Source organism: Acidisoma cellulosilyticum, from assembly GCF_020621385.1.
In the GTDB taxonomy this organism is placed as follows: domain Bacteria; phylum Pseudomonadota; class Alphaproteobacteria; order Acetobacterales; family Acetobacteraceae; genus Acidisoma; species Acidisoma cellulosilyticum.
The window spans coordinates 864,498-889,452 of record NZ_JAESVA010000001.1 but is presented as its reverse complement, the minus strand read 5'-3'; the positions used below and the strand labels follow the sequence as shown (position 1 = coordinate 889,452).

Here is a 24,955-nt window from a genome sequence, read left to right as displayed (position 1 = left end):
GCCCTGATGCTACAGCAATCGGGTTCTGAGCCGAGTCCTGCTTCATGCAAAAGAGAGTGACGCGCTTCGCCCCCAGCCCGACCGGCTATCTGCATCTGGGCCATGCCCATGCGGCGATGATCGCCTGGGCACGGGCGCGAGAGGCTGGTGGTCAGTTCCTGCTGCGGATCGAGAATATCGACGCGACGCGCTGCCGGCCCGAGTATGAGGCTGGCATTCTGGATGACATGGCCTGGCTCTGCCTCGGCTGGGATGGGCCGGTGCGCCGTCAGCAGGATCATCTGCCGGAATACCGGGCTGTTCTGGAGCAGTTGCGCGCGCAGGGGCTGCTTTATCCCTGCTTCTGTACGCGCGCCGATATCGCGCGGGAAGTGGCCGCTTCGGGCCAAGCACCGCATGGGCCGGACGGGCCGATCTATCCCGGCACCTGTGCCCGTCTGTCAGCGGCGGAGGCCGGGGACAGGATCGCGGCAGGGGAAGCCCATGCCTGGCGGTTGCGCACGCGCGTCGCGCATCACCGTGTCGGCGCCCTGGGTTACGAGGAGGAGGGCCAAGGGCGGATCATCTGCGCGCCAGAAGTTTTCGGCGATGTTGTGCTGGCGCGGAAGGATTGCCCCGGCAGCTATCATCTCTGCGTGACCCATGACGATGCCGCCCAAGGGGTGACGCTGGTGACGCGGGGGAAGGAGTTGCGGGCGGCCACCGACATTCATCGGCTGATCCAGGCGCTGATGGGCTGGCCAGCGCCGATCTACGCGCATCACGCGCTGCTGACGGATCAGCATGGGGCCAAATTATCGAAGCGGGATGGGGCTTTGTCACTCCGCGCGTTGCGCGCGGAGGGGATCAGCCCGGCGGAGGCTTTCCGCCGGGCTGGAATAAAGGATGCGTTCAGGCGGCCTGCACGGGCTTCCAGCGGCGCATGAGCAGCAGGCCAAAGCCGGCGGAGAGCACAAAAAGTGCCACGGCAAGCACGATCTGCGTTGTGTGCGAAACCTGAACGCCACTGCCGAGGAGCGCGAAAATCATCGTCTGCGGCACATAGCCGATGGCTGAGGCGATCAGGAAGGCCGGCGCGCTGACCGAGGAGAGGCCGGCGAGCAGGCTGAGCAACACGTTATTGCCAATCGGCAACAACCGCAATGTCAGCGACGCGGTGAAGGGCTGTGCACTTAACCGGTCATCGAGCTTGGCAAGGCGCTTGCCGACCCGCGCCCGCACCCATTCCCGCGCGATGGCCCGCGCCCAGTAGAAGTCGGCGACACAGCCGAGAATCTGGGCAAGCATGGCCAGGGCCAGACCCATCTTCAGCCCGAAAGCATAGCCGCCGGCAAAGGCGACCGCCTGACGCGGCAGACCGGCCGCCGTCAGCAAGGCGCCGCCCAGGACGAAGATCACTTCGCCCTCAATCCCATGCCCCATCACGTAATGGGCGAACAACCCCCCCTTCACGCCACCCGCGAGCGTCTTCAGAACGACGCCGGCGACGACCAGACCGAGCGCCAGGCCGAGCGGCTTGACGAAGAGCTTCCAGGGTTCGGTCGGGCGGCTGGGCAGGGAATGGGACGATACGGCACTCACGTGTTCAGCTCCCCAGACAGGTCAACGCTATGGCCCCCGACATTGCCGGTCTGGCTGATAGCCTCGACAGGACGACGGGCGATCGCGGCCAAGGGCGGTTCGATGATCTGACCATCAATCTGCGGACCGCGCCAGCGGCGTTGCAGCCAATACATGCCGATCAGATCGACGATGCCGACTTTCAGGCGCTGCCAGTTGTTGTAGTTGGAGACGCCTTCCATGCGGTGCCGGTGGTTCACGGCGACCGAGATGACGCGCCCGCCCTGGCGGATGAACAGCGCCGGCAGGAAGCGGTGCATATGGTCGAAATGCGGAATGTCGATAAAAGCGTCGCGGCGGAAGACTTTCAGCCCGCAACCGGTATCGGGGGTCGCGTCGCGCAAAACGGAGGCGCGCACCTTATTGGCGATGCGGGACCCGTAGCGCTTGGCCGAGGTATCGCGGCGCTTCTGGCGCCAGCCGGCGATCAGGATCGGGCCGCCGCCGGCGCGTTCCTCGGTCTGGGCGCGGGCGAGCATTTCGGGGATGCTGGCGGGGTCGTTCTGGCCGTCACCGTCCAGCGTCGCGATCCAGGTGCCGCGTGAATGCTTGACGCCGGTGATGACGCCGGCACTCTGGCCGCAGCTTTCCTTGTGACGGATGATGCGGAGCGGCGCGCCCTCGGCCAAAGCCTGACGCAGACGCTGCGGCGTCTCATCCGTGCTGCCGTCGTCGACATAGACGATTTCGTAGGAAATGCCGACAAGGGCGGCGCGGATTTCACCGATCAGCGGCAGGATGTTCGGTGCTTCATTCCGCACCGGCACAACCACGGAAATCAACGGGCCGTCATTCAGCGGCGTCAATGACGAACCAAACAGCTGCGCCTCGCTCATATTCCGTCTCCTTGCCCTTTGTGCAAGATCGTGTGGGTAGTCCCGTTTGACTACCCACACCATCCATCACATGAGCAAGCACCCAAGACATGGTAAGATAATGGCCGGGTTTGCCATCATTCAGGCAGGAGGGCAGACCGTCAGCTGGTGCGGTCTACACGGTTTCCGATAGCCGCCTGCGCGGCGGCGAGGCGCGCGACCGGCACGCGGTAAGGGCTGCAGGACACGTAATCGAGCCCCGCTTCCTGACAGAAAGCGATGGAGGCCGGGTCGCCGCCATGCTCGCCGCAGATGCCGAGCTTAAGACCGGGTTTCGTCGCCCGCCCTTTGTCTGCCGCCATCTGCACCAAAAGCCCGACGCCGTCACGATCCAGAGTCACGAAGGGATCTTTGTCGTAGATGCCGCTTTCGACATATTTGGGCAGGAACTTGCCGGCATCGTCGCGCGACAGGCCATAGACCGTCTGCGTCAGGTCATTGGTGCCGAAGCTGAAGAAATCGGCGCTTTTGGCAATCTTGTCGGCGAGCAGAGCGGCGCGGGGCAGTTCGATCATGGTGCCGACCTGGTATTCGATCGTCCGGCCGTGGACGGCGAAGACCGCGGCGGCCGCATCATCGACCAGCTTCCGCGTAATCTCCAGCTCCCGCGGGGTCCCGACGAGCGGGATCATGATTTCCGGCACCGGAGCCGCGCCGGTTTCCACGGCAATGGCAATCGCGGCCTCGAAAATCGCCCGCGCCTGCATTTCGTAGATTTCAGGATAGGTGATGCCGAGGCGGCAGCCGCGATGGCCGAGCATCGGATTGGCTTCCGACAGCTCACCCGCCCGGCGCTGGATGGTCGCGAAATCGACGCCGAGGACCCCGGCAATCTCCGCCAGTTCCTGGTCGCCATGCGGCAGGAATTCATGCAGCGGCGGATCGAGCAGGCGGATCGTCACCGGCAGGCCGGCCATGATGCGGAAGAGGGAGATGAAGTCGCCACGCTGGAAGGGCAGCAGCTTCTCGACCGCCAGACGACGGCCGTCCTCGTCGCCCGCCATGATCATCTGGCGCACCGCGCCGATCCGCTCGGGGTCGAAGAACATATGCTCGGTCCGGCAGAGGCCGATGCCCTCGGCGCCGAAGCGCTTGGCGGTTTCGGCGTCCAGCGGCGTTTCCGCATTGCTGCGGACCTTCAGCGTGCGCACGTCATCCGCCCAGCCCATCATCGTCCCGAAATGGCCTGAGACCTTGGGCTCGATCATGGCGACATAGCCGATGAAGACCTCGCCGGTCGCGCCGTCGATGGTGATGGCCTCCCCCGCCCGCACCGAACGGCCGCCGGCCGAGAGGGTCTGCTTGCCGTAATCGACCGCCACGCCGCCGGCGCCGGAGACGCAGGGCCGGCCCATGCCGCGTGCCACGACCGCCGCATGGCTCGTCATGCCGCCGCGCGTGGTGAGGATACCGCGCGCCGCATGCATGCCGTGGATATCTTCCGGCGAGGTTTCGACCCGCACCAGAATGACGGCTTCACCCTTCTGCGCCCGCATCTCGGCCTCATCGGCCGAGAAGACGACGATGCCGGAAGCTGCCCCGGGTGAGGCCGGCAGACCGCGCGACAGCAGGGTGCGTGGCGCATCGGGGTTCAGCATCGGGTGCAGCAGCTGGTCCAGCGCTGCCGGGTTGACGCGCATCAGCGCCTCATCCCGCGTGATCAGCCCGGATTCGGCCATTTCCACCGCGATCCGCAGAGCGGCACTCGCGGTGCGCTTCCCGTTTCTCGTCTGCAGCATGTAGAGCTTGTTGCTCTGCACGGTGAATTCGATGTCCTGCATATCCTTGTAGTGCTGCTCCAAGGTCTCCCGGACCTTCAGCAACTCGGCATAGGCTTCGGGCAGTGCCTGCTCCATGCTCACTTCGCCGGGCTTGGACCGCGCGGCGGACAGCGGTTGCGGCGTGCGGATACCGGCGACGACATCCTCACCCTGCGCATTGACCAGGAATTCGCCGTAGAAGACGTCCTCGCCGGTCGAGGGATCGCGGGTGAAACACACGCCCGTGGCGCAATCGGCGCCCATATTGCCGAAGACCATGGCCTGCACATTGACCGCCGTGCCCCAATCGGCCGGAATGTCATGCAGGCGGCGATAGGTGATGGCGCGGGTATTCATCCAGCTGCCGAAGACCGCGCCGATGGCGCGCCACAGCTGATCCTGGGGCGATTGCGGGAAGGGCTTTCCCGTTTCCGTCTCGACCAGGGTCTGATAGGCCTCGACGACTTCCTGCCACTGCAGGGCGGTCAGCGCCGTATCTTCGATGACGCCGGCATCGATCTTGGCCTGTTCGATGATCTCCTCGAACCGGTGATGATCGACGCCGAGGACGACGCTGCCGAACATCTGGATGAAGCGGCGATAGCTGTCCCAGGCGAAGCGGGCATCCCCAGATGCAGAAACGAGACCGCGAACGGTCTCGTCATTCAGGCCAAGGTTGAGAACGGTATCCATCATGCCCGGCATGGAAACCCGGGCGCCGGAGCGGACGGAGACCAGAAGCGGCTTGGCCGGATCTCCGAATGTCAGCCCGACCGCCGCTTCGACGCGGGCCAAGGCCTCGGCGACCTGCGCTTGCAGATCGGTCGGGTATTGCCGCCCCGCGCTATTGAAAGCGGTGCAGACCTCAGTGGTAATCGTAAATCCCGGCGGTACCGGCAGACCGATACTGGCCATTTCGGCCAGATTAGCGCCTTTGCCACCCAGCAGGTTGCGCATGCCGGCGCGGCCTTCATTGGCCTCCGCGCCGAAATTATAGACCCACTTCGTGGTCACATCGCTCATATTTAGACGGCTCCCGTGGTTTCCAGCCTTGAGAAGTCGGCGGATAGATCCGTCAAGGACCTTAGCCGCTTGAGCAGTGTGAGGCGATTAGTTCTTAAGCCGGGCTCGTCTGCATTCACGGTCACTTTATCGAAAAACTCATCGACTACAGGCCGAAGTTCGGACAATTGCGTCATTGCGAGTGAGAAATTTTCTTCTCCCAGCGCTTTTGTGACTTGTCCCTCGACGCGGTCCAGCGCGGAGGCCAGGGCGATCTCGGCCGGTTCCGTCAACAATGCCGTGTCGATGGCGGCAGAGCCGACCGCGCCCTTCTTCTCCTCGATGCGCAGGATATTGGCGGCGCGACGATAGCCGGCGAGCAGGTTTTCGCCGTCCTTGGTGCCGAGCAGGGCCTCGATCGCGTCCGTTCGATGAAGGAGACGTGTCAAATCATCGTCATTGGCGGCCGCAAAGGCTGCCGCCAGCACGTCATGCCGGCGGCCTTCCGTGCGCAGCTGCACACGCAGCCGTTCGATGATGAAGGCCAGGACCTCGTCGGCAAGACCGGCATTCTCTTCAATCACGCCGGCGAAGAATATCTGCGCCTTGTCAATCAACTGACGTAGCGAGAGACGGAGCGCGTTCTCACGAATGATCCGGATAATACCAAGAGCGGCCCGGCGCAGTGCGTAAGGATCGCCCGAGCCGGTCGGCTTTTCCCCGATGCCGAAGAAACCGACGAGGATTTCGATCTTTTCGGCCAAAGCGACGGCGATGGAGACCGGTGCGGTCGGCACCGCGTCACCCGGACCCTTGGGTTGGTAGTGTTCGCGGATCGCGGCGGCGACGGCGGCGGTTTCGCCGTCATGCAGCGCGTAATAGCCGCCCATGACGCCCTGAAGCTCCGGAAATTCACCGACCATGCCGGTGGTCAGATCGGCTTTGGCGAGTTCCGCTGCGCGCTCGGCTTCCACCATATCGGCGCCGATCGCCTGTGCGATGATGGGCGCCAGGGCCTTCAGTCTTGCCACGCGGGCGGATTGGCTGCCGAGTTTCGCGTGAAACGTGACCTTTTCCAGCGCGGGTAGGCGCGCGGCGAGGGGTTGCGCGCGATCCAGATCCCAGAAATGCCGGGCATCCGACAGGCGCGCGCGGAGCACACGCTCATTGCCGTGAATGATCGCCTCACCCTGATCGGGGGCGACGATATTGGCGGCAAAAACGAAGGCCGGGGCGGGTGCGCCAGCCGCATCGGTCAGCGCGAAATAGCGCTGGTTCACGCGCATGGAGACTTGGCGCACTTCCGGTGGCAGGCCCATGAAATCATCATCGATGCGGCCGAGGAGCGCCACCGGCCATTCCACCAGCCCCGCGACCTCGTCCAGCAGCCCCTCGTCCGGCACGATGGAATAACCGGCCTCGGACGCGCGTTTTTCGATCCCTTCGGCCACGACCCGCCGGCGTTCAGCAGCGTCAGCGAGGACATGGGCGTCGCGAAGCCTGTCCAGATAATCGGCAGCCCCGGCGATGGTGATGGCGCCGGGCGACAGAAAACGGTGGCCTTCGGTCTGGTCGCTGCTTGTCAGCCCATGGCCGTCATCCTCACCCAAAGCGAGGTTGAACGGCACAACCTGCCCGTCGAGAAGACAAAGAATCCGGCGCAGCGGACGCACCCAGGTGAACTGACTGGTACCGCCCCAGCGCATCGATTTCGGCCAAGGGAAACGGCGCAGCAGGGCCGGCATCGCTTCCGCGATCAGCTCCGCCGCCGGACGGCCGGGAATGGCTTTTTCGAGAAGAAAGTAACCGCCTTCCTCGCGTATGTCGGTTCGCGCGGCGCCATGCTTGCGCAGGAAGCCGGCCAAAGCCTGTTCCGGCGCGCCGAGCTTGGGTCCGCGCTCATTGATGGTGGACGCCGGCACTTCAGCCGCGATCTCAGCGATCCAGGTGATGCGCCGGGTGCCGTGGAAGCTTCGCACTGCGCTGGGCGCGAGGGCGGACAGCGCTTCGCCCATCAGCCGGGCCAGATTGTCGGCCGCCTGCGCTTGCATGCGGGCCGGGATTTCTTCGGAGAAGAGTTCGAGGAGCAGTTCGGCCATGGGTGTTACTCCTGCTCCCCGGCAAGCCAGGCTTCGCAGCAGCCACGGGCGAGGGTGCGCACGCGGCCGATATAGGCGGCGCGCTCGGTGACGCTGATGACGCCGCGCGCATCCAGCAGATTGAAAAGGTGGCTCGCCTTGATGCATTGGTCATAGGCCGGCTGCGCCAATTTGGCGTTCAGCAGGGACTGGCATTCCAGCTCGGCATCCACGAAGTGCCGGGCCAGCATTTCGGTATTGGCATATTCGAAATTGTGCTTGCTGTAGTCGATCTCGGCGCGTTTGAAGACATCACCGTAGGTGACGCCCTGGCCGTTGAAATCGAGGTCGTAGACGTTCTCGATCCCCTGCACATACATGGCCAGACGCTCCAGCCCGTAGGTTAGTTCCATGCTCGGCAGGGCGCAGGCAATGCCGCCGACCTGCTGGAAATAGGTGAACTGCGTCACCTCCATACCGTCGCACCAGACTTCCCAGCCGAGGCCCCAGGCGCCCAGCGTCGGGCTTTCCCAGTCGTCTTCCACGAAGCGGATATCGTGGCGGGCAAGGTCGATGCCGATCGCCGCGTAACTGCCCAGCAGCAGCGCCTGCGCATCCGCCGGGCTCGGCTTCATCAGCACCTGATACTGGTAATAGTGCTGCAAGCGGTTCGGATTCTCGCCGTAGCGGCCGTCCGTCGGGCGGCGGCTGGGCTGTACATAGGCGGCCTTCCACGGCTTATTGCCGAGCGCGCGCAAGGTCGTCGCCGGATGGAAGGTGCCGGCGCCGACTTCCATGTCATAGGGCTGCAGAATGACGCAGCCCCGGTCGGACCAGTATTCGTGCAGCTTGAGAATGATGCCCTGGAAGCTCAGGGGCTTGCGCGGGTTCGTGGAACTCGGGTTCATGGGCTCGCCAAGGCTTTTAAAGGGGGTTTCCCATTACGGCCCCCGCAGCCTTCCGGCAAGGCAAGGCGCCATTTTAGAGGATGAGGACGGGTATGAGTGACGTGGCGGCGGTGATCGGGGCCTATTACGCGGCCTTCAATGCCGGGGATAAGCAGGCTTTCCTGGATGTGCTGACCGATGACGTGGCGCATGACATCAACCAGGGTGAGCGTCAGGTCGGGAAGGAGGCCTTCGGCCGTTTCGTTGATCACATGACGCGCTGCTACCGGGAGCAGCTGACGGATATGGTGATCATGACGGGATCGACGCCGGATCGGGGCTCGGCCGAATTCATCGTCCATGGCACCTATCTCGCGACCGACGAGGGCCTGCCCGAGGCGAATGGCCAGACTTACACTCTGCCGGCCGGCGCCTTCTTCACGCTGCGCGACGGTAAGGTCGCCCGCATCACGAATTATTATAACCTGCAGGATTGGCTGGCCCAGGTCGGGGCGTAATCGTTCGCTATTTTTTATGTCGCGCGCGGACTTCATGAGTGTCGCCCGCGCCGCCTCACTACAGTCGCCCGCACCCCCTAACTTGTCGCCCGCGCACTTGTTGCGCGGGTCTACCCATGGCGGCGCCCAAACGGCGTTTCGGCGCTGCCATGGGTAGTTGCCCGGCATGAAGCCGGGCATGACGAGTGGGGGGGATTGTTGCGCGGATCCTCGTGACGGCCAGACAGCGTTTCAGCGCTGCCATGGGAAGTTGCCCGGCATGAAGCCGGGCATGACGAGTGGGGGAGATTGTTGCGCGGGTCCTTGCCGCCCCAGACGGCGTTTCGGCGCTGCCGCGGGTAGTTGCCCGGCATGAAGCCGGGCATGACGAGTGGGGGATTGTTGCGCGGGTCCCTGCGGCGCCCAGACAGCGTTTCGGCGCAGCCATGGGTAGTTGCCCGGCATGAAGCCGGGCATGACGGGTGGGGGGATTGTTGCGCGGGTCCCTGCGGCGCCCAGACGGCGTTTCGGTGCCACCATGGGCAGTTGCCCGGCATGAAGCCTGGCATGACGAGTTAGGGGGATTGTTGCGCAGGTCCCTGCGGCGCCCAGACGGCGTTTCGGCGCTGCCACGGGTAGTTGCCCGGCATGAAGCCGGGCATGACGCGTGGGGGCAGTACGATTGAGGTGAAGGGCGGGCATGGCGACTATTGGGCAGGACGATTGAGGGCAGAGGGCGCTGGGCGTTCTCGACTGAAAAGTCACATTTGTCGCCATCCGCGTAACACGTGCGGGGATGGCACAGTTTGGGGTAGCTGCCCCCCAATTCTTGATGCTGCACCTGCGTTGACCCGCTGCTGTAGCAAGATTACAGAGGTCTCATAATTAACGGCCTCCGGCGCCGTCATCGCGGACCGTCCAAGCGACCGCGCACGCGGTTTGGGTCGCCATACAAGCTAAGTGGAACCGCTTATGCCAGATGTGCGTGATGCATTGAGTATCGGCAAGCGCAGCGACGGTTCGCTGGTCCGCCGGCCCCTTTCGCCCCATCTTCAGATCTATAAGCCGCAGGTCAGTTCTGCGACCTCGATCATCAACCGCGTGACCGGCATTGCGCTGTCCGTCGGTCTGATCCTGATGGTCTGGTGGCTGGTCGCCGCCGCCAGCGGTCCGAAATCCTTCGCGACCGCTCAGGGTTTCGTCGGCTCACCCATCGGCCTGATCCTGATGTTCGGCTGGACGCTGGCGCTTTGGTATCACTTCTTCAACGGCATCCGGCATCTGCTGTGGGATATCGGTTGGGGTTTCGAGATCAAGACCTCACACCAAACCGCCATGATCGTCGTCGCGGCGACGGTGGTGATGACGGTTATTTGTTGGATCATCGGCCTGGCCGTCTGGCTCTGAGGATCAATGCCCATGGCACAGAATGACAAAATCTCCGTCACGATGCGGCAGACGCCGCTCGGACGGGTCAAGGGTCTCGGCTCCGCCAAATCCGGTGTGCATCACTGGTGGGGGGAGCGGGTGACCTCGGTCGCGCTGATCCCGCTGACGCTGTGGTTCGTGTTCTCCGTCCTGTCGATGGCAGGGCATCCGCAGGCCGATATCGTCCACTGGGTCTCGCACCCGCTGGTCGCCGTGCTGCTGATCGCGCTGATCGTCGCCTCCTTCCACCATACGCAGCTCGGATTGCAGATGGTGATGGAAGACTACATCCATGAGGAAGGCCAGCGCCTGATCTGGATGATGGTCATGAAGGCGATCGTCTGGCTGCTGGGTCTGGCCGCCGTCCTCTCCGTTCTGAAACTCGCGATCTGAAGAGGGCGTCACGATGAACGCGATCTCGAAGCCGTCCCTCGGCGCCTATAATATCATCGACCATACCTATGACGTGGTCGTGGTCGGCGCCGGTGGCGCTGGGCTGCGCGCCACGCTCGGCATGGGCGCCGCTGGTTTGAAAACCGCTTGCGTGACCAAGGTCTTCCCGACGCGCAGCCATACGGTGGCGGCCCAAGGCGGCATCGGCGCGGCGCTCGGCAATATGGGCGAGGATGACTGGCGCTGGCATATGTACGACACCGTCAAAGGGTCGGACTGGCTGGGTGACCAGGACGCGATCGAATATATGTGCCGCAACGCCATTCCGGCGATCCATGAGCTTGAGCATTTCGGCGTGCCCTTCAGCCGCACCGAGGATGGCCGCATCTATCAGCGCCCCTTCGGCGGCCATATGCAGGATTACGGCAAGTGGCCCGCGATGCGCGCCTGCGCCGCCGCCGACCGCACCGGCCACGCCATCCTGCATACGCTGTATCAGCAGAGCCTGAAGCATGAGGTCGAATTCTTCGTCGAATACTTCGCCCTCGACCTCATCATGGATGAGGACGGCGCCTGCCGCGGCGTGATGGCCTGGAACCTGGATGACGGATCAATCCACCGCTTCCGCGCCCAGACCGTTGTGCTGGCCACGGGCGGTTACGGCCGCGCCTATCAAAGCTGCACCTCCGCCCATACCTGCACCGGCGACGGCAACGGCATGGTGATCCGCGCCGGCCTGCCGATGCAGGACATGGAATTCGTGCAGTTCCATCCGACGGGCATTTTCGGCGCCGGCTGCCTGATCACCGAAGGCGCGCGCGGCGAGGGCGGCTATCTGACCAATGCCTCCGGTGAGCGTTTCATGGAGCGTTACGCCCCGACCGCCAAGGATCTGGCGAGCCGTGACGTCGTCTCCCGTTCCATGACCATTGAAATCAACGAAGGTCGCGGCGTCGGTCCCAACAAGGACCATATCATGCTGCATCTGGAGCATCTCGGCGGGGAGTTGCTGCATCAGCGCCTGCCCGGCATTTCCGAGACGGCGAAGGTTTTCGCCGGCGTCGATGTGACCAAGGAGCCGATCCCGGTTCTGCCGACCGTCCATTACAATATGGGCGGTATCCCCACGAATTATCATGGCGAAGTGCTGTCGCCGACGCCGGAGGATCCGGACCGCATCGTGCGCGGCCTGATGGCGGTCGGCGAATGCGCCAGCGTCTCGGTCCATGGCGCCAACCGCCTCGGCACCAATTCGCTGCTCGATCTGGTGGTCTTCGGTCGTGCCGCCGCCCATCGTGCGGCAGAGACGGTGCAGTCCGGTGCCACGCAAGCGCCGCTGCCGGCGGGCGCGGGCGAAGCCTCGCTTGACCGGTTCGACGCTGCCCGCAACGCGAAGGGCGGCACGCGCGTCGCCGATCTGCGGGCCGATCTGCAGAAGTCCATGCAGTCCCATGCGGCGGTTTTCCGCAATTCGGAAAGCCTCACCCTTGGTGTCGAGAAGATCCAGACGGTCTGGAAGGGGCTGGACGATATGTCGGTCTCCGATCGCAGCCTGATCTGGAATTCTGATCTGGTCGAAGCGCTGGAACTGCAGAACCTGATGGGTGCCGCCATGACCACCATGGTCGGCGCCGAAGCCCGCACGGAAAGCCGTGGCGCCCAGGCGCATGACGATTTCCCGAACCGCGACGACGTGAACTGGATGAAGCACACACTCGCCTGGTGCGATGCCAAGGGCGATGTGCAGCTTGGCTATCGTCCGGTGAAAATGCAGACCCTGACGAACGAAGTCTCGGTCTTCCCGCCCCAGAAGCGCGTGTACTGAGCGCGGATCGGAGTCTGGCACATGGCAGAATTTACCCTCCCCAAGAACAGCAAAGTGGTCGAAGGCCAGCGCTATAAAGCGCCGGCGGGGGCCAAGCGGGTTCAGGAATTCCGCATCTATCGCTGGAATCCGGATGACGAGAAAAACCCGCATACCGATATCTATGAGATCGACCTCGACGCCTGCGGGCCGATGGTTCTGGACGCGCTGATCAAGATCAAGAACGAGGTCGACAGCACGCTGACCTTCCGCCGGTCCTGCCGCGAGGGCATCTGCGGCTCCTGCGCCATGAATATCGACGGCACCAATACGCTGGCCTGCCTCAAGCCGATCGAGGCCGTCAAGGGTGCCGTGAAGATCAACCCGCTGCCGCATATGGCGGTGGTGAAGGATCTGGTGCCGGATCTGACCCAGGCCTATGCGCAATATCGCAGCATCGAGCCTTGGCTGCAGTCCGAAACCCCGCCGCCGCCGGACGGCGAGCGCCTGCAGAGCGTGGAAGAACGCGCGAAGCTGGACGGTATGTGGGAATGCATCCTGTGCTTCTGCTGCACCACCAGCTGCCCGAGCTATTGGTGGAACGGCGACCGTTACCTGGGGCCGGCCGTGCTGCTGGCCGCCTATCGCTGGATCGCCGACAGCCGCGACGAGCATACGGGCGACCGGCTGGATGCGCTGGAAGATCCCTTCAAGCTCTATCGCTGCCACACCATCATGAACTGCACCGAAACCTGCCCCAAGGGTCTGAACCCGGCCAAGGCAATCGGTGAGATCAAGAAGCTGATGGTGCAGCGCCAGGGCTGACGGGACACCGGCAGAGCAGATAAGACCCGATCATGTTCAAGGGTGATATGGCGACGACCGGTGGCCGATTGGCCGCCTGGTCTGATTCGCTCTTCGTCGACCATGCCGTGTTTCGTCTGGTCTGGTCGAATTGGTCCGAAGTGACGCCTGGGCGGCTCTATCGTTGCAACCATCCCACCGCCTGGCGGTTGGCGGCGGCGCAGCGCAAGCTTGGCATCAAGACGGTGATCAATCTGCGTGGCAAGCGCTTCTGCGGGTCGGATGCGCTGTCCCGCGAGGCTTCGGCCCAGCTTGGCCTGAAGCATATCGACATGGCGTTCGAGAGCCGGGGCGCGCCGCATCGCGACCGCATCCTGCGCTTTTATGACATTTGCCAGACGGTGACCGAGCCCGCGCTGATGCATTGCAAGTCGGGCGCGGACCGTACCGGTCTTGCGGCCGGTCTGTTCCTGATCTTCAACGGCGGCAGCAGCCGGGACGCCCTCAACCAGCTCTCCTGGCGCTTCGGCCATTGGAGCCGGGCGCGCACCGGCATTCTGGACGCTTTCTTCATGCGCTACGCGGATCAGGCCGAGGGGCGTATTTCGTTCCTGGACTGGGTGAAGACCGAATATGATGAAGTTGCCTTGAAGAAGGACTTCGTCGCAGGAGGGTTGTCCGCCTTCGTGGTTGATCGCTTGCTGCGGCGCGAATAAACCCCGAACGGGCTGTCACAGGGGCAGCTTCTGCCGCAACCCGGCGACAGGACCTGCCAATTGATCGACGAATATCCTCTCCCCGATCTTGCCCCCGGCATCCCCCGGCCTGCCCTCAGGCTGGCTGCCGGCAGCATCGTCGTCGGCCTCATCGTGCTGGCGCTGAAGGGCGCCGCCTGGTGGGTCACGGGTAGCGCCGCGCTCTATTCCGATGCGCTGGAGACCGTCGTCAATGTGGTGACGGCCGTGGTCGCGTTCTGGACCTTGCGTGTCGCCGCACAACCGGCCGATCACGATCATCCTTACGGGCATGACAAGGCGGAGTTCTTCTCCGCCGTGGTCGAAGCGGTGCTTATCCTGGTCGCCGCCGCCTCCATCCTGCATCACGTCTGGCTCAACCTGAAGGTGGGTGATGAGTTGCGCGCGCCCTTCACGGGCATGGCCGTCAATCTTGTCGCGACCGTCCTGAACGGGGTTTGGGCCTATTTCCTGATGAAGCAGGGGCGGCGCATCCGCTCCCCCGCGCTGATCGCGGATGCCAAGCATCTCGGCACCGATGTCATTACCTCGACCGGTATCCTGATCGGCCTCCTGCTGGTGGTGGCAACCGGCGTCCTTTGGCTCGATTCCGCGCTCGCGGTGGCGACCGCGCTCTATATCCTGTGGGCCGGCATCCAGATGCTGCGGCAGTCGCTGAGCGGGCTGATGGATGCCGCGCCCGATGACGAGACGCTGCTGCGGATCCGACGCACGGTCGGCGCCCATGCCGAAGGCGCGCTGGAAGCGCATGACTTGCGGACGCGCCAGGCCGGGCGCCTGACCTTCCTGCAGTTCCATCTGGTCGTGCCGGGCAGCATGACGGTGGAAGAAGCGCATGAGATCTGCGACCGCATCGAGGCCGCGCTGAAGGCGGAGATGGAGGGGCTGGTGGTGACCATCCATGTCGAGCCGGAGCAGAAGGCCAAACACACTGGCGTGATCGTCCTCTGATTAGGGCCTCTTTTGCCGCCGGCCGCCATAATTGGCGGCTTTCCGCCATGCCGTCACCATGAAGCCGCAAAGATCCTGCCCCGGTGGCGGTCCAGACCTGTCTCCATAGACAAGGAGACGATGATCATGCGTAAGCAATTGGTGGCTTTGGCGGTGCTGAGCGGCCTGACCCTGCTCGCCGCCTGCACTGACCCCTATAGTCCTGGCCAGCGCGCGCTGGGTGGCGCGGCCATCGGTGCCGGCACCGGTGCCGTTATCGGCGGCATTGCCGGCGGCGGCCAAGGCGCCGGGCTTGGCGCGCTGATCGGCGGCGCGGTGGGGGCGGCCGGCGGTGCGGCGACGACGCCCCAGCGGCCGAGGCCCTATTACCAATAGGGTCATCGACCGGCGAGCCGCTTTAGGCGGCTGGCCGGTCACAATTGCAGATCGGTCAGTGCCGGCTGGCCCTGGCGGGTTTCGACCCCCGCGATGCGGCCGCCATTGCGCGCCGAGATCATGATCATATCGCCCTGCGACAGCATGTCGCTCGCATCGGCAAAGAAGCCCTGGCCCGCGACATCTTCCAGCGGGTCGGGCCCTGCCTTGTAGTGCCAGAGTGTGAATCCATTCGCATAGGCCAGCACGCAAAGATTGCGGAAGGCGAAAGACATATTGGGTCGCTCCCAGGCTACAGGAATGTTATCCTCAATCATCAAAATGACAGGAAATTATACCTAGAGACCGCAGCGGCCAGTCTAGCCGCTCCAGCGCTTCCCGCCAGACCCGCCAATCCCCGCGCTCCTTGCCCAGTTCGGGGTTCGGCGCCCGCCCGCGATGGCCCCAGATCCGCAGGATGCGGACATGGTGCAGGTCGATGCGGCGGCGCCGGTACAGCTTATCCAGACATTTGACGACCTCGGCCGGCGTGCAGATCGACGCCACCGGGCGGCGGCGGATTGCGCGGCGGTTCGCCGCCGCTGGTGACGGGGCGACCTCTGCCGCCAATGCCCTGATGGTCCAGAAAATGCAGGCTTCGGCATCCCGAAAGGGCTGGCCAAGGCGCTGCGGTCCGCCGAGCGCGCGGGCAGGGCTGAGGTCGTCGGCGCGGGGCGATTGGACCAGGGCAGCGGCGGGGCGGGCTAAGGTCGGCTGAGGCGCAGGTCGGCGATCCCGCAATGGCGGGGTCGATGGCTCGTTATGCATCATGAGATTATCCGCTTCTGGGGGTCACGAAGGGGGCAGCCGCCTTCGGGGGCTAAGTCAGGACCAGCCGATCCCACGAAACAGACAGGATTTTCTGTTTCGATATAATAATGATTAGGACTTTAGAGGGAGATTTGCAACCAAAAAATAGGTAAATATTCTTATCTCAAGACGGCGACTCGTCCCCCGAACGTCAAAACCGATGGAACCCCGATGCGGCACGAAGATATTTGGCGCGCGATTGACACTCTGGCGGCGGAGCGAGGATTGACGGCATCCGGCCTCGCCCGCCGCGCAGGGTTGGATCCCACAACCTTCAACCAATCGAAACGGGCAACCGCCGACGGTCGTGCCCGCTGGCCCAGTACCGAGAGCGTATCGAAAGTTCTGGGCGCGACAGACGCGACCTTGGAGGAATTCGCGAGCCTCGTCTCAGGCGCGCGCGCTTTGCCGACCGGTGTCGGGCGCGCGACGATCCGCAGGCTGCCGATGATTTCCATAAGCCAGGCCGCGCTGCCCGGCTTTTTCGACGAAGCCGGCAACCCGTCCGGCAAGGATTGGGATGAAACGGCCCTGCCCGATGTCTCCGATCCGCATGCCTATGCGCTGGAGGTCAGCGGCGATACGCTGGAACCCGTCTATCGCGACGGTGATTTTCTGATCATCTCGCCCTTGGCGCCGATCCGCCGCGGCGATCGGGTCGTGCTAAGGGATCGTAAGGGTCGCGTTATGGTGCGCCAGATCGTTCGCCGGTCACCGCGGACGGTCGATGCAAGGTCGCTTAACCCGGCGCGGGCCGATACAAGACTGGAGACGGAGGCCATCGCTTGGATGCATCGCGTCGTCTGGGCCAGCCAATGATTGCGGAACCTGCGGGATCGGACCGGTCACAAGAATGCTGAAAGCTGCGCCAGACGATTTACCCCGGCCGGAGTGATCCCACATGCGACGCATGCAGCGCCAGCACATGGATCTCACGCCCGACCTTCTTCTGCGCGCCTATCGCGCCGGGCTTTTTCCGATGGCCGAGACGCGGGGCAATTTTCGCCTCTATTGGCTCGATCCCGAAATGCGCGGCGTGCTGCCGCTCGACCGGTTCCATCTGCCCCGGCGGCTGCGCCGTACCGTGCTCGCCGATCACTATCGCGTCACGACCGATCAGGATTTCACCGCTGTCATCACGGCCTGTGCGGAGGCGACACAGGATCGGCCGGAGACCTGGATCAACCCCGTGATCGAGCGTCTGTTCACGGCCCTGCATCTGCAGGGGCATGCCCATAGCGTCGAATGCTGGGAGGGGGAGACGCTGGTCGGCGGGCTTTATGGGCTCGCGATCGGCGGGGCCTTCTTCGGCGAGAGCATGTTTTCGCGCGCAAGGGATGCGTCCAAGGTGGCGCTGGTGCATCTCGTGGCGCGGCTGCGCCTCGCTGGTTTCACGCTGCTCGACACCCAGTTCGTGACGCAGCACCTGTCACAATTCGGCACGGAGGAGGTGCCGCGCGATCTCTATCGTGCGCAGCTGGCGGCGGCGGTCGATCTGCCGGTCACCTGGCCGCTGCATCCGGAAGGTAACGTTCTGCGCAATGCCATCGAAGCCTTAGGCAAGGATTTTTCATGACCCTATCGACCAAAGAAACGCTTGCCCGCTGGTTTGCAGCACCCGCCATTGCCCTGGCGCTTGGTGCCGTTTCGCCCCAGGCCAAGGCACAGGATTTCCCGAGCATCCAGCCTCGGCGCCCGGCGACCGTCACTTATCAGCTGAACAGCACGCAGACCGGGCCGATGCAGGTCCAGGCTTTTGTCAGTCCGGAATTGCAGATGATGCGCCTGCAGGAAGGCCAGGGTGGCGACTATCTGCTGCTCGACCGCGGGCATGAGCGCATCATGCTGGTCTCGCCCGGCAAACATCTTGTCTTCGCTGTCTCCTCCAATGGATTTCTGCATCGCGATCTGGGGCCCGGCTCCAATCTGCGCTTCCAGCCGCGTGGGCAACGTCAGGTCGCGGGCCATGGCTGCATGGATTGGTCGGTCGAAGGACCGGGCGGGCAGGGCGAGGCCTGCATCACGCGTGACGGCATTCTGCTGGCGGGGTCAGGCCAGGGAAACAAGCCGGACGATCAAGGGCAGATTCAATCCGGACGGCTGACCGCGATCTCCGTCAATTACGATCCCGTCCCGCCGGATGCCTTCGCGATTCCGCCTGGCCTGCAGGAAGTCGATCTGCCGCCGAGCCTGCTTGCCTCCATGATCCCCGGCCTTTCAGGAATTCCTATCCAATGACCGCCAAGGACCAGCCGTCCGCCATGCCATTGCCGCGTGCCATACCGGTACCGGGTCGGCGTGGCCCGAGCGATCGCTGGTTCACGGCCCCCTGGCACGACCGTGCCGGGCGTTTTTCGCCCTTCAAGACGTTGGTGCTGGTCGGCTGCCTGCTGCCCGCGATCTATATGACCGGGCAATGGTGCGTCGGTCTGTTTACCAGCCGGCCGCTCAATCAGGCCATGCTGATGACCGGCGTCTGGGCGGTCTGGTTTCTGCTGCTCTCTCTCGCCGTGACGCCGGCGCGGTCGATCTTCGGTCTCCCCAAGCTCATTCAGGTGCGGCGGATGCTGGGTCTGGCGGCGGCTGCCTATACCGTCGCGCATCTCGTCTTTTATGTGCTGATGGAGGGCATCAATGTGCCTTTCGTGATTGGCGAGATCATCCACCGCTTCTATCTGACGATCGGCTTCATCGCGGTCCTGGGCTTCGTGGCGCTCTCCGTCACCTCGACCGATCCCGCCATCCGCAAGCTCGGCCGGCGTTGGAAATGGCTGCACCGGCTGATCTATCCGATCGCCATTCTCTCGCTCTGGCATTTCTTTCTGACCCAGAAGATCGATGTGACGCTGGCGGTGCTGCCGACGGGCCTGTTTCTTTGGCTGATGCTGTGGCGGGGATTGCCGACCTCTGTCGAAAAGCAGCTGGCCAGCCTTGTTCTGCTCGCGCTCGCCGCAGGCACCGGCACCATCGCTGTCGAATATGCCTGGTATGCCATCGCGACCTTCGTGCCGCCCGGCCGCGTGCTGATGGCGAATTGGCATTTCGGGCGGCTGGGTCCGCGCCCGTCTTTCTGGGTGACGCTGGACGGGCTCGCCGTTGTCGCGGCCGCGCTCATGTGGCGCCGCATGCCGGTTCGGTCTCGGAAGCCTAGAGCAGATCCCGGTCAGATGGAATCATCTGCCGGGTAAAGATGCTCGCAAAAACAATAAACTAGAGCGGCGCCTGTTAGCGTAAGCGAACAGGAAACGCTCTAGTCGCGCCTGACGGCTGTCATGGCTCCTGGCGCGTCACCGAAATGCGCTAGGGATTCGGACCAATAGGCGAGGCGGCGGAGGGCAGAAAACCCCGCCGATTCCAATCGGGTTTCGATATCCGGCAGATTTACGCCGGTCGTTAGCAGAAGCGCACCACCATGACGCAGCGCCGCATAGGCGGCGGATAGCGGCGCATCGGCATCGGCGCCGATTGTGTCCAGGCAGAGCGTGACGATATCGGCCTGTTGCGGGTCAGGATTTTGCCGGTCGCTATGCGCCAAGGTGCTCATGTCGAAATCTGTCTGCAGCCCGTCGCAGAGAAGCAGGCCAGGATGATTGGTCGTGACGCGCCGAAGGCCATCGTCTTTGCCGCGCTGAGCCAATAGCTTGGCAGCGGCACGAACGTAGCTGGGCTGTTCGCAAATCTGGCAGGCCAGGCTGGGACCCCAAGCGAATGCGGGCGCGCTGGTCCCTGTCGTCTGTGGCATCGCGAATTGCGAGGGCGCATTGCAGATGACGCAGAACCCATCGACGGCTTGTCCGCTCGCGAGGCTGCGGCGGACAAGGCGGTCTACCGCCTGACGCTGGGCCTGGTGGCGGGCGCTTGTGACGCGCTCTGTCATCTCGGTGCCGGGTGGTGTCGCGTCGACAGGCAGAAACGGAATCCGCGAAGCGTTGGCCAGCCGCTCGGCCTCGATACTCGACGGCGCATGGACGTGCTTTCCGTCACCCTGGCTCCAGGCGAAGGCATAGGGAATGCCAAGGTAATAGGGATGGCCGTTGCCGTTCACCGCGTCACGGTAGATGTCGAGCAGCTTGCGGACATCGCCGATCGTCTCGACCGAGAAAACCTCGCTGTGGCGGGAAAAGTGTTGCCGGTCTTCGATCTTATTGCCGCTGAAATGAAAGAAGCGCAGCGGCTCGCCATTGACCGACCAATGACCCGCGGAATCGACCCGCACGATGCGCTGGGCGAGATTCCAATAGGCGACATTGTACCCGGGATGTCGCAGGATCGCCGTCCGGTCGATATAGGCCGGAAAGAGATCCGCCCATTTCTGATCGACGAACAGCCCTTGTTCCAGGTCTATGACGCATTGCGTCTCAAGCCGGCGTCCCCACCAGGATACGACGCGCCGGACCTCCGGCACGCCTCGCAGGACGCAGAAACCCAGATTATAGGCCCCGTAGCGCAGAAACTGCTGGTCGTTCATCTCCGCGAATTCGGATGGGCCGGTGACATGGGGCGTGAGGACGCAATTGGCGCCATCGTCGAGCAGCGCGAAGATTTCAGTCAAAGGGCTGAAAACCAGGATATCCGGGTCGAGATAGACAATCGGCTGCCCCGGGTAGCGGTCGAACAGCAGCAGAAACAGGAAAGGCTTCAGCGCCGTGTTGAGCTCCGTGATGTTGTATCGGGCCAGCATCCTATCCCATGTCTGGATGCCCAGTTCCGAAATCTGGATGATCTCGAAGGGATGCGTCAGAATATCGAAGGTGCTGGCGTCATCGCAGAGACCGACATGAAACACGACATTGTGGTGATGCGCGGTCAGCGACTGCCATAGCGCCTGAGCATAGCCCAGGAAATTGCGGGAACAGATGGTGAAGACGATCATCGGCGCGGCTGGTGTCTGTGCGGTGGCGAGGAGCGGCAGCGCGGTCATGATCGCCTCAAGCTTCAAGCAGCGTTTTGCCGACGGGCAGGTTTAGCTTCTCCAAAACCGCGCGCAGAACCGCGCGTCCTCGGTCCAGCGAGTTTTGGCTTTGCACCAGGCTCAAGCAGGCATCCGACAGAACCAGCCATTTGGCCGGGTCCTGATAAAGCCTGGCGACCATGCGCGCGAACTGATCGGGGTCGTCGGCCAGCAGCGCCACCGCTTCCCCGTCGATGCCCATGCCCTCGGCGGCGATGGTGGACATCACGCAGGGAACCCCGAAGGAGAAGCTCGACACGACCTTGCCCTTGGCGCCGGCGCCGTAGCGCAATGGCGCCACTGTCAGTCTCAGCCTATCCAGCCAGGGATCGAGTTCCGGCACGAAGCCCACCATCTCGACGCCCGGGATTTCGAGATCACGCATGGATTGCGGCATGTCCGCGCCGATGACGTGGAATTGCGCATCGGGCAGAAGCGCGCGGACTTTCGGCCAGATCTGTTCAAGGAAGTAGCTGACGGCATCCAGATTGGGTTTGTGCTGGAAGCCGCCGACGAAGCCGATGCCCCGGCGTTCGGAAAATCCGACATGTCGGCCCGGAATGATGCGCAGGATCGGCATCAATGCGACATCGGCGCCGGGTGCCAATGTGCGTGAGCGGTTTTGGTCGGAGGAGGAGACAACGAAGGTGACGTCGGCCATGCTGATCAGATAGCGCTCACGCTCCTCCATACGCCGCGCCTCGTTGAGCAATTGGCGGTCGTTCGTGAGAGCGGCTTCGCGTTCCTGCCGGACATGGTGCAGGTCGACGGTATTGAAAATGACACGCGCCTGCGGGGCCAGGCGGCGCATGTCATCGATGAATTGCCCGCCGCAATCCACGCGGGACAATATGCCGAGGGTGATTTCCGGCCCGTGCTGCTTCAGGAAGGTCTGGATACTATCGAACTGGCCGGACGTGATAATGGTCACATCATGCTTCTGCAGTTCGGCGCCATAGGCGTTGATCTCATGATATTCGGCTGTCGCGATGAAGAGGATGTCATAGCCGAAGGATTGCAGGAGCCGGATCGTATTGAATGTGTCCAGCGATCCGGAATCGCGGTCGGTGCGCGGATAGCGACTGTCCAGGAACAGCACCTTGGGCGCGTCCGGGTTGTTGAAGTGGAACGGCAATGGTGCCGGCCGGTGCGGATGACATACGGTTGTGGGAATGGCCGCCGTCATTGTGATGCTCGTGGATCGCGCTTCGGCGATAATGGCAGCGCGCAGCTTCAGTCTTCGGCCGAGTTGCCAAGTCGCCGTCCACCAGGCCAGCTTGGCCGCGCGACGCAGCGTCCGCGCCGATGCGGGATAGCACGAAGCAAAACGCCTTAGCCGATGCGTCGCGCGCCAGCTTGTGCTGGCATAGACGGCGGCCAGCGCGTGGGATTTGGCTGCCAGTTGTTGATCCTGGTCTTGACTATGCCGTGAGAGCGCTTGCAACTGGTTGAGCTTGTCGTGGTGATCCTGTTTCAGAGCGGCAAGTTCGTCATCCTGCGCTGACTTCGAGGCCGCGAGTCGGGACAGTTGCATGCGGGCTTTGATAGTATCTTGCTTGAGGCTTTCCGCGCATTTTGAGATTTCGGCGATCTGGATTTGCTGTCTCGTCGTGAGTTCGACGTCGCTGTCGTGCTGGTTCGCAAGCGCGGCAACGCGGATTTCAGTCTCGGCGTGGTTGTTTTTCAGAGCCGCGTGGAGTCTGCCGAGGGTTTCATGATCTGCCCGCAGATGATCATACGCGTTCTGCAGATTGTCGCGATCACTCTGCAGCGCCGTATGGATGCCCTGTTGAACCTCATGACGCGCGGCAAGTTGGTTTCGGTCGAGATAGATCTCATCTGCATCTTTTATGTACTGATACATGCGCTTGGCAAAGCGGGCTGAACTAGCGTGATGCCCCTGGAAGGCTGTGACGAAGGTCTCCATAGAGCAATTATGACGGTCCGAACCCGCTATGTAATGGCGGGTGATTCGCAGCAGAGCCTCCGGCCGGATCAGCAGAGGCGGGTTGATCAGAAGCCGCCAGGCTTCGGGAAGCTGGATCTGATCTTCGACACGGCTATACCACGACCGCGCGCTATCCAGATCGGGCTGGAAGGCGCAGTCAAACCCCATGGAGGCAGCCAGATCCTCCCACTTGAAGGGAAGGTCGATGGCGCCGGAATCCCAGAAGGCGAAGGGCTTGCGATAGGCGGCAGCGATCACCGCGCCATGGAGCGAGGCGGTGAGAACGAAATCGGCTGCGGCGACGGCATCGATGAACTGGTGAATAGCCTCGATACGGGGGTCGATATTCGGCCGCAGAACAAGGTCGCAGCCGGTCAGGGCGATCAGTTCGGAATCGGGCCGCTGGTCCTGGAAATGCGGAATGCAGAGGCTGCGTCCCGCGAAGGCCGATGCCGCTCTGGGGTCGTATAGAGCCGCGACCAGAAATCCGGGGTCGCCAAAGGGGACAAGGGCGCCAAGGCGCAATTGCGACCGGCTCAGGGGACCGCGAACCGCCAGAATATTGGCCTGGGCCTTGCGCTCCGGCGATAATCCTTCCGGCGTGCGTAAGCCGCAACCCCAGAAGACGACGGGATGATCCGCTTCCGTGTCGGCAGCGACGAACATGTCGTCCATAACGCTGCCGATGAGGTGGATTCCTCTCGCCTCGCCGGGCGTCGGCAGAAAAAGGGAATTCAGGAAAAATTCCGTCAGGAAATCACCGAAATTCTGCTTGGGCCGGCCTTGAAGCCAGTAGTGTATTTTCGAGATTTCTGCAGGGCTGTGCATCTGCATGTCTATGCATTTCAAACAATGGCTGAGTTTGCGATCAGTCTAAATCGGCGGACCAGAAGCGATAACGAACAGCCGCGAGGCGTTGTCTTTCTGCCTATAAATGCATATATAAATGTTATCTAAACGAAAAGATAAAAACGACACATCGGGATTTGTTTTGATAAAAAAATAAATTAAAACCATGAGGCAGCCGGTCAGATTGCCGCTTTCAGCAAGTCGACGAAAGCGCGCAGCGCAGGCGGCACATGGCGATGGCCGGGATAATAGAGGAAAAGCCCCGGGATCGGCGGGCACCATTCATCCAGCAGGATGGTTAAGTCGCCGCGGTCGAGATAGGGCTGGGCTTCGCGCTCGACCACATAGGCGATGCCGAGACCGGACGCCGCCGCGCGGACGATCAGGCCCGGATGATCCAACGTCAGCTTGCCCGGCACGTCGATGGTGATCTCCTGCCCGTGACGCTCGAATTCCCACCGATACGGTTTGCCGCTGGGCATGCGGATGCGGATGCAGGCGTGGTGATGGAGGTCGTCGGGTGTTTGCGGGACGGTGCGACCGGCGAGGTAGCGGGGTGCCGCAACAGCGACAAAGCGCGCATGGCCGCCGAAACGCACGGCGATCATGTCCTGCGGCACGGCCTCCCCAAGTCTGATCCCGGCATCGAAGCCTTCCGCCACGATATCGACAAGGCGACCGTCGGTGACGAGGTCAAGCTCCACTTCGGGATAGCGTTCCATGAACGTCGGCACGACATGGGTCAGCAGCAGTCGGGCCCCGGCTTCGCCCGCATTGATACGCAGCCGGCCGCTGGGCCGGTCTCCGAAGGTCGTCGCCTCCGCGAGCGCGCCGTCGAGGTCGCGCAGCACGGTCTGCAGTCGCGCCATCAAACGCTCCCCCGCTTCGGTCGGTGACAGGCTGCGCGTTGTGCGATGGAGCAGCCGCACGCCAAGCCCGGCTTCCAGACTACGCATGATATGGCTGAGCGTCGACGGAGAGACGTCCAGCTCATCAGCGGCTTTGCGGAAGCTGCGATGGCGGAGGATCGCGGCAAAGGCCCGCAACTCGCCGAGATTCGGTTGCTCATTCATGTGATATTTTCACCAAGTCATGCCACTTATTGCCGATTATCCCAGCAATAAAGAAG

The 24,955-nt window shown here is 63.1% G+C and carries 23 protein-coding genes; 13 read left to right on the top strand and 10 right to left on the bottom strand.

The window, feature by feature from the left end:
- The first annotated feature begins 44 nt into the window (after positions 1–44).
- Complete coding sequence (gene gluQRS / locus ACELLULO517_RS04165; RefSeq protein ID WP_227306000.1) at positions 45–926, top strand: tRNA glutamyl-Q(34) synthetase GluQRS; 882 nt, start codon at positions 45–47, stop codon at positions 924–926.
- Here the strand turns inward: gluQRS and ACELLULO517_RS04160 are convergent.
- The 5 genes from ACELLULO517_RS04160 to ACELLULO517_RS04140 form a co-directional block, all read right to left on the bottom strand.
- The gene (locus ACELLULO517_RS04160) at positions 892–1,581 is read right to left on the bottom strand and encodes a TVP38/TMEM64 family protein (protein ID WP_227305999.1); all 690 of its coding nucleotides are present in this window, start codon (positions 1,579–1,581) and stop codon (positions 892–894) included. The two genes, gluQRS and ACELLULO517_RS04160, sit on opposite strands and share 35 nt — an antisense overlap.
- Positions 1,578–2,456, bottom strand: a complete 879-nt coding sequence (locus tag ACELLULO517_RS04155) for a glycosyltransferase family 2 protein (RefSeq protein WP_227305998.1) — start codon at positions 2,454–2,456, stop codon at positions 1,578–1,580. The genes ACELLULO517_RS04160 and ACELLULO517_RS04155 overlap by 4 nt, the downstream gene beginning before the upstream one ends.
- 140 nt (positions 2,457–2,596) lie before the next feature.
- Positions 2,597–5,278 (bottom strand): pyruvate, phosphate dikinase, encoded by a 2,682-nt coding sequence (ppdK, locus tag ACELLULO517_RS04150; RefSeq protein WP_227305997.1) that lies wholly within the window; start codon positions 5,276–5,278, stop codon positions 2,597–2,599.
- A gap of 2 nt (positions 5,279–5,280) precedes the next feature.
- The gene (glyS, locus tag ACELLULO517_RS04145) at positions 5,281–7,356 is read right to left on the bottom strand and encodes a glycine--tRNA ligase subunit beta (protein WP_227305996.1); all 2,076 of its coding nucleotides are present in this window, start codon (positions 7,354–7,356) and stop codon (positions 5,281–5,283) included.
- Between the two features lie 5 nt (positions 7,357–7,361).
- Positions 7,362–8,243, bottom strand: a complete 882-nt coding sequence (locus tag ACELLULO517_RS04140; RefSeq protein ID WP_227305995.1) for a glycine--tRNA ligase subunit alpha — start codon at positions 8,241–8,243, stop codon at positions 7,362–7,364.
- A gap of 92 nt (positions 8,244–8,335) precedes the next feature.
- On the opposite strand from ACELLULO517_RS04140, the gene ACELLULO517_RS04135 reads away from it, so the two are divergent.
- From ACELLULO517_RS04135 to ACELLULO517_RS04100, 8 genes are all read left to right on the top strand, one after another.
- Positions 8,336–8,740, top strand: a complete 405-nt coding sequence (locus ACELLULO517_RS04135) for a ketosteroid isomerase-related protein (RefSeq protein ID WP_227305994.1) — start codon at positions 8,336–8,338, stop codon at positions 8,738–8,740.
- A 951-nt stretch (positions 8,741–9,691) separates the two neighbouring features.
- The gene (gene sdhC / locus ACELLULO517_RS04130) at positions 9,692–10,126 is read left to right on the top strand and encodes a succinate dehydrogenase, cytochrome b556 subunit (RefSeq protein WP_227305993.1); all 435 of its coding nucleotides are present in this window, start codon (positions 9,692–9,694) and stop codon (positions 10,124–10,126) included.
- 12 nt (positions 10,127–10,138) lie between these two features.
- Positions 10,139–10,540: a succinate dehydrogenase, hydrophobic membrane anchor protein gene (sdhD, locus tag ACELLULO517_RS04125; protein ID WP_227305992.1), complete on the top strand. Its 402-nt coding sequence runs from the start codon at positions 10,139–10,141 to the stop codon at positions 10,538–10,540.
- Between the two features lie 13 nt (positions 10,541–10,553).
- Positions 10,554–12,365, top strand: a complete 1,812-nt coding sequence (gene sdhA, locus ACELLULO517_RS04120; protein WP_227305991.1) for a succinate dehydrogenase flavoprotein subunit — start codon at positions 10,554–10,556, stop codon at positions 12,363–12,365.
- 21 nt (positions 12,366–12,386) lie between these two features.
- On the top strand, positions 12,387–13,169 hold the full coding sequence (locus ACELLULO517_RS04115; protein WP_227305990.1) for a succinate dehydrogenase iron-sulfur subunit: 783 nt from the start codon (positions 12,387–12,389) through the stop codon (positions 13,167–13,169).
- Positions 13,170–13,201: 32 nt separating this feature from the next.
- Entirely contained in the window at positions 13,202–13,864 is a 663-nt protein-coding gene (locus tag ACELLULO517_RS04110; RefSeq protein WP_227305989.1) for a tyrosine-protein phosphatase, read from the top strand.
- A gap of 60 nt (positions 13,865–13,924) precedes the next feature.
- Positions 13,925–14,854, top strand: a complete 930-nt coding sequence (locus tag ACELLULO517_RS04105; protein WP_264481298.1) for a cation diffusion facilitator family transporter — start codon at positions 13,925–13,927, stop codon at positions 14,852–14,854.
- A 126-nt stretch (positions 14,855–14,980) separates the two neighbouring features.
- A complete protein-coding gene (locus ACELLULO517_RS04100) occupies positions 14,981–15,229 on the top strand; it encodes a hypothetical protein (RefSeq protein ID WP_227305988.1) in 249 nt (82 codons plus the stop codon).
- Between the two features lie 38 nt (positions 15,230–15,267).
- Here ACELLULO517_RS04100 and ACELLULO517_RS04095 read toward each other — a convergent pair whose 3' ends face one another.
- Both ACELLULO517_RS04095 and ACELLULO517_RS04090 read right to left on the bottom strand, forming a co-directional pair.
- The gene (locus tag ACELLULO517_RS04095; protein WP_227305987.1) at positions 15,268–15,504 is read right to left on the bottom strand and encodes a hypothetical protein; all 237 of its coding nucleotides are present in this window, start codon (positions 15,502–15,504) and stop codon (positions 15,268–15,270) included.
- A gap of 34 nt (positions 15,505–15,538) precedes the next feature.
- Positions 15,539–16,039 carry a hypothetical protein gene (locus tag ACELLULO517_RS04090; protein WP_227305986.1) on the bottom strand — a complete coding sequence of 167 codons (501 nt, stop codon included), beginning with the start codon at positions 16,037–16,039 and terminating at the stop codon, positions 15,539–15,541.
- Positions 16,040–16,303: 264 nt separating this feature from the next.
- On the opposite strand from ACELLULO517_RS04090, the gene ACELLULO517_RS04085 reads away from it, so the two are divergent.
- From ACELLULO517_RS04085 to ACELLULO517_RS04070, 4 genes are all read left to right on the top strand, one after another.
- Positions 16,304–16,897, top strand: coding sequence for a S24 family peptidase (locus ACELLULO517_RS04085; protein ID WP_456304384.1), 594 nt, complete (start codon positions 16,304–16,306; stop codon positions 16,895–16,897).
- Between the two features lie 91 nt (positions 16,898–16,988).
- On the top strand, positions 16,989–17,654 hold the full coding sequence (gene aat, locus ACELLULO517_RS04080; protein ID WP_227306075.1) for a leucyl/phenylalanyl-tRNA--protein transferase: 666 nt from the start codon (positions 16,989–16,991) through the stop codon (positions 17,652–17,654).
- Positions 17,651–18,316: a hypothetical protein gene (locus ACELLULO517_RS04075; RefSeq protein WP_227305984.1), complete on the top strand. Its 666-nt coding sequence runs from the start codon at positions 17,651–17,653 to the stop codon at positions 18,314–18,316. Before aat ends, ACELLULO517_RS04075 begins: the two co-directional genes overlap by 4 nt.
- Positions 18,313–19,266, top strand: coding sequence for a protein-methionine-sulfoxide reductase heme-binding subunit MsrQ (locus ACELLULO517_RS04070; RefSeq protein WP_227305983.1), 954 nt, complete (start codon positions 18,313–18,315; stop codon positions 19,264–19,266). Before ACELLULO517_RS04075 ends, ACELLULO517_RS04070 begins: the two co-directional genes overlap by 4 nt.
- Positions 19,267–19,328: 62 nt before the next feature.
- On the opposite strand, the gene ACELLULO517_RS04065 is transcribed toward ACELLULO517_RS04070, so the two are convergent.
- From ACELLULO517_RS04065 to ACELLULO517_RS04055, 3 genes are all read right to left on the bottom strand, one after another.
- Positions 19,329–20,999 carry a glycosyltransferase family protein gene (locus tag ACELLULO517_RS04065; RefSeq protein WP_227305982.1) on the bottom strand — a complete coding sequence of 557 codons (1,671 nt, stop codon included), beginning with the start codon at positions 20,997–20,999 and terminating at the stop codon, positions 19,329–19,331.
- A gap of 7 nt (positions 21,000–21,006) precedes the next feature.
- Positions 21,007–23,805 (bottom strand): glycosyltransferase, encoded by a 2,799-nt coding sequence (locus tag ACELLULO517_RS04060; protein WP_227305981.1) that lies wholly within the window; start codon positions 23,803–23,805, stop codon positions 21,007–21,009.
- A gap of 200 nt (positions 23,806–24,005) precedes the next feature.
- Entirely contained in the window at positions 24,006–24,899 is an 894-nt protein-coding gene (locus ACELLULO517_RS04055) for a LysR family transcriptional regulator (protein ID WP_227305980.1), read from the bottom strand.
- Positions 24,900–24,955: the final 56 nt, after the last annotated feature.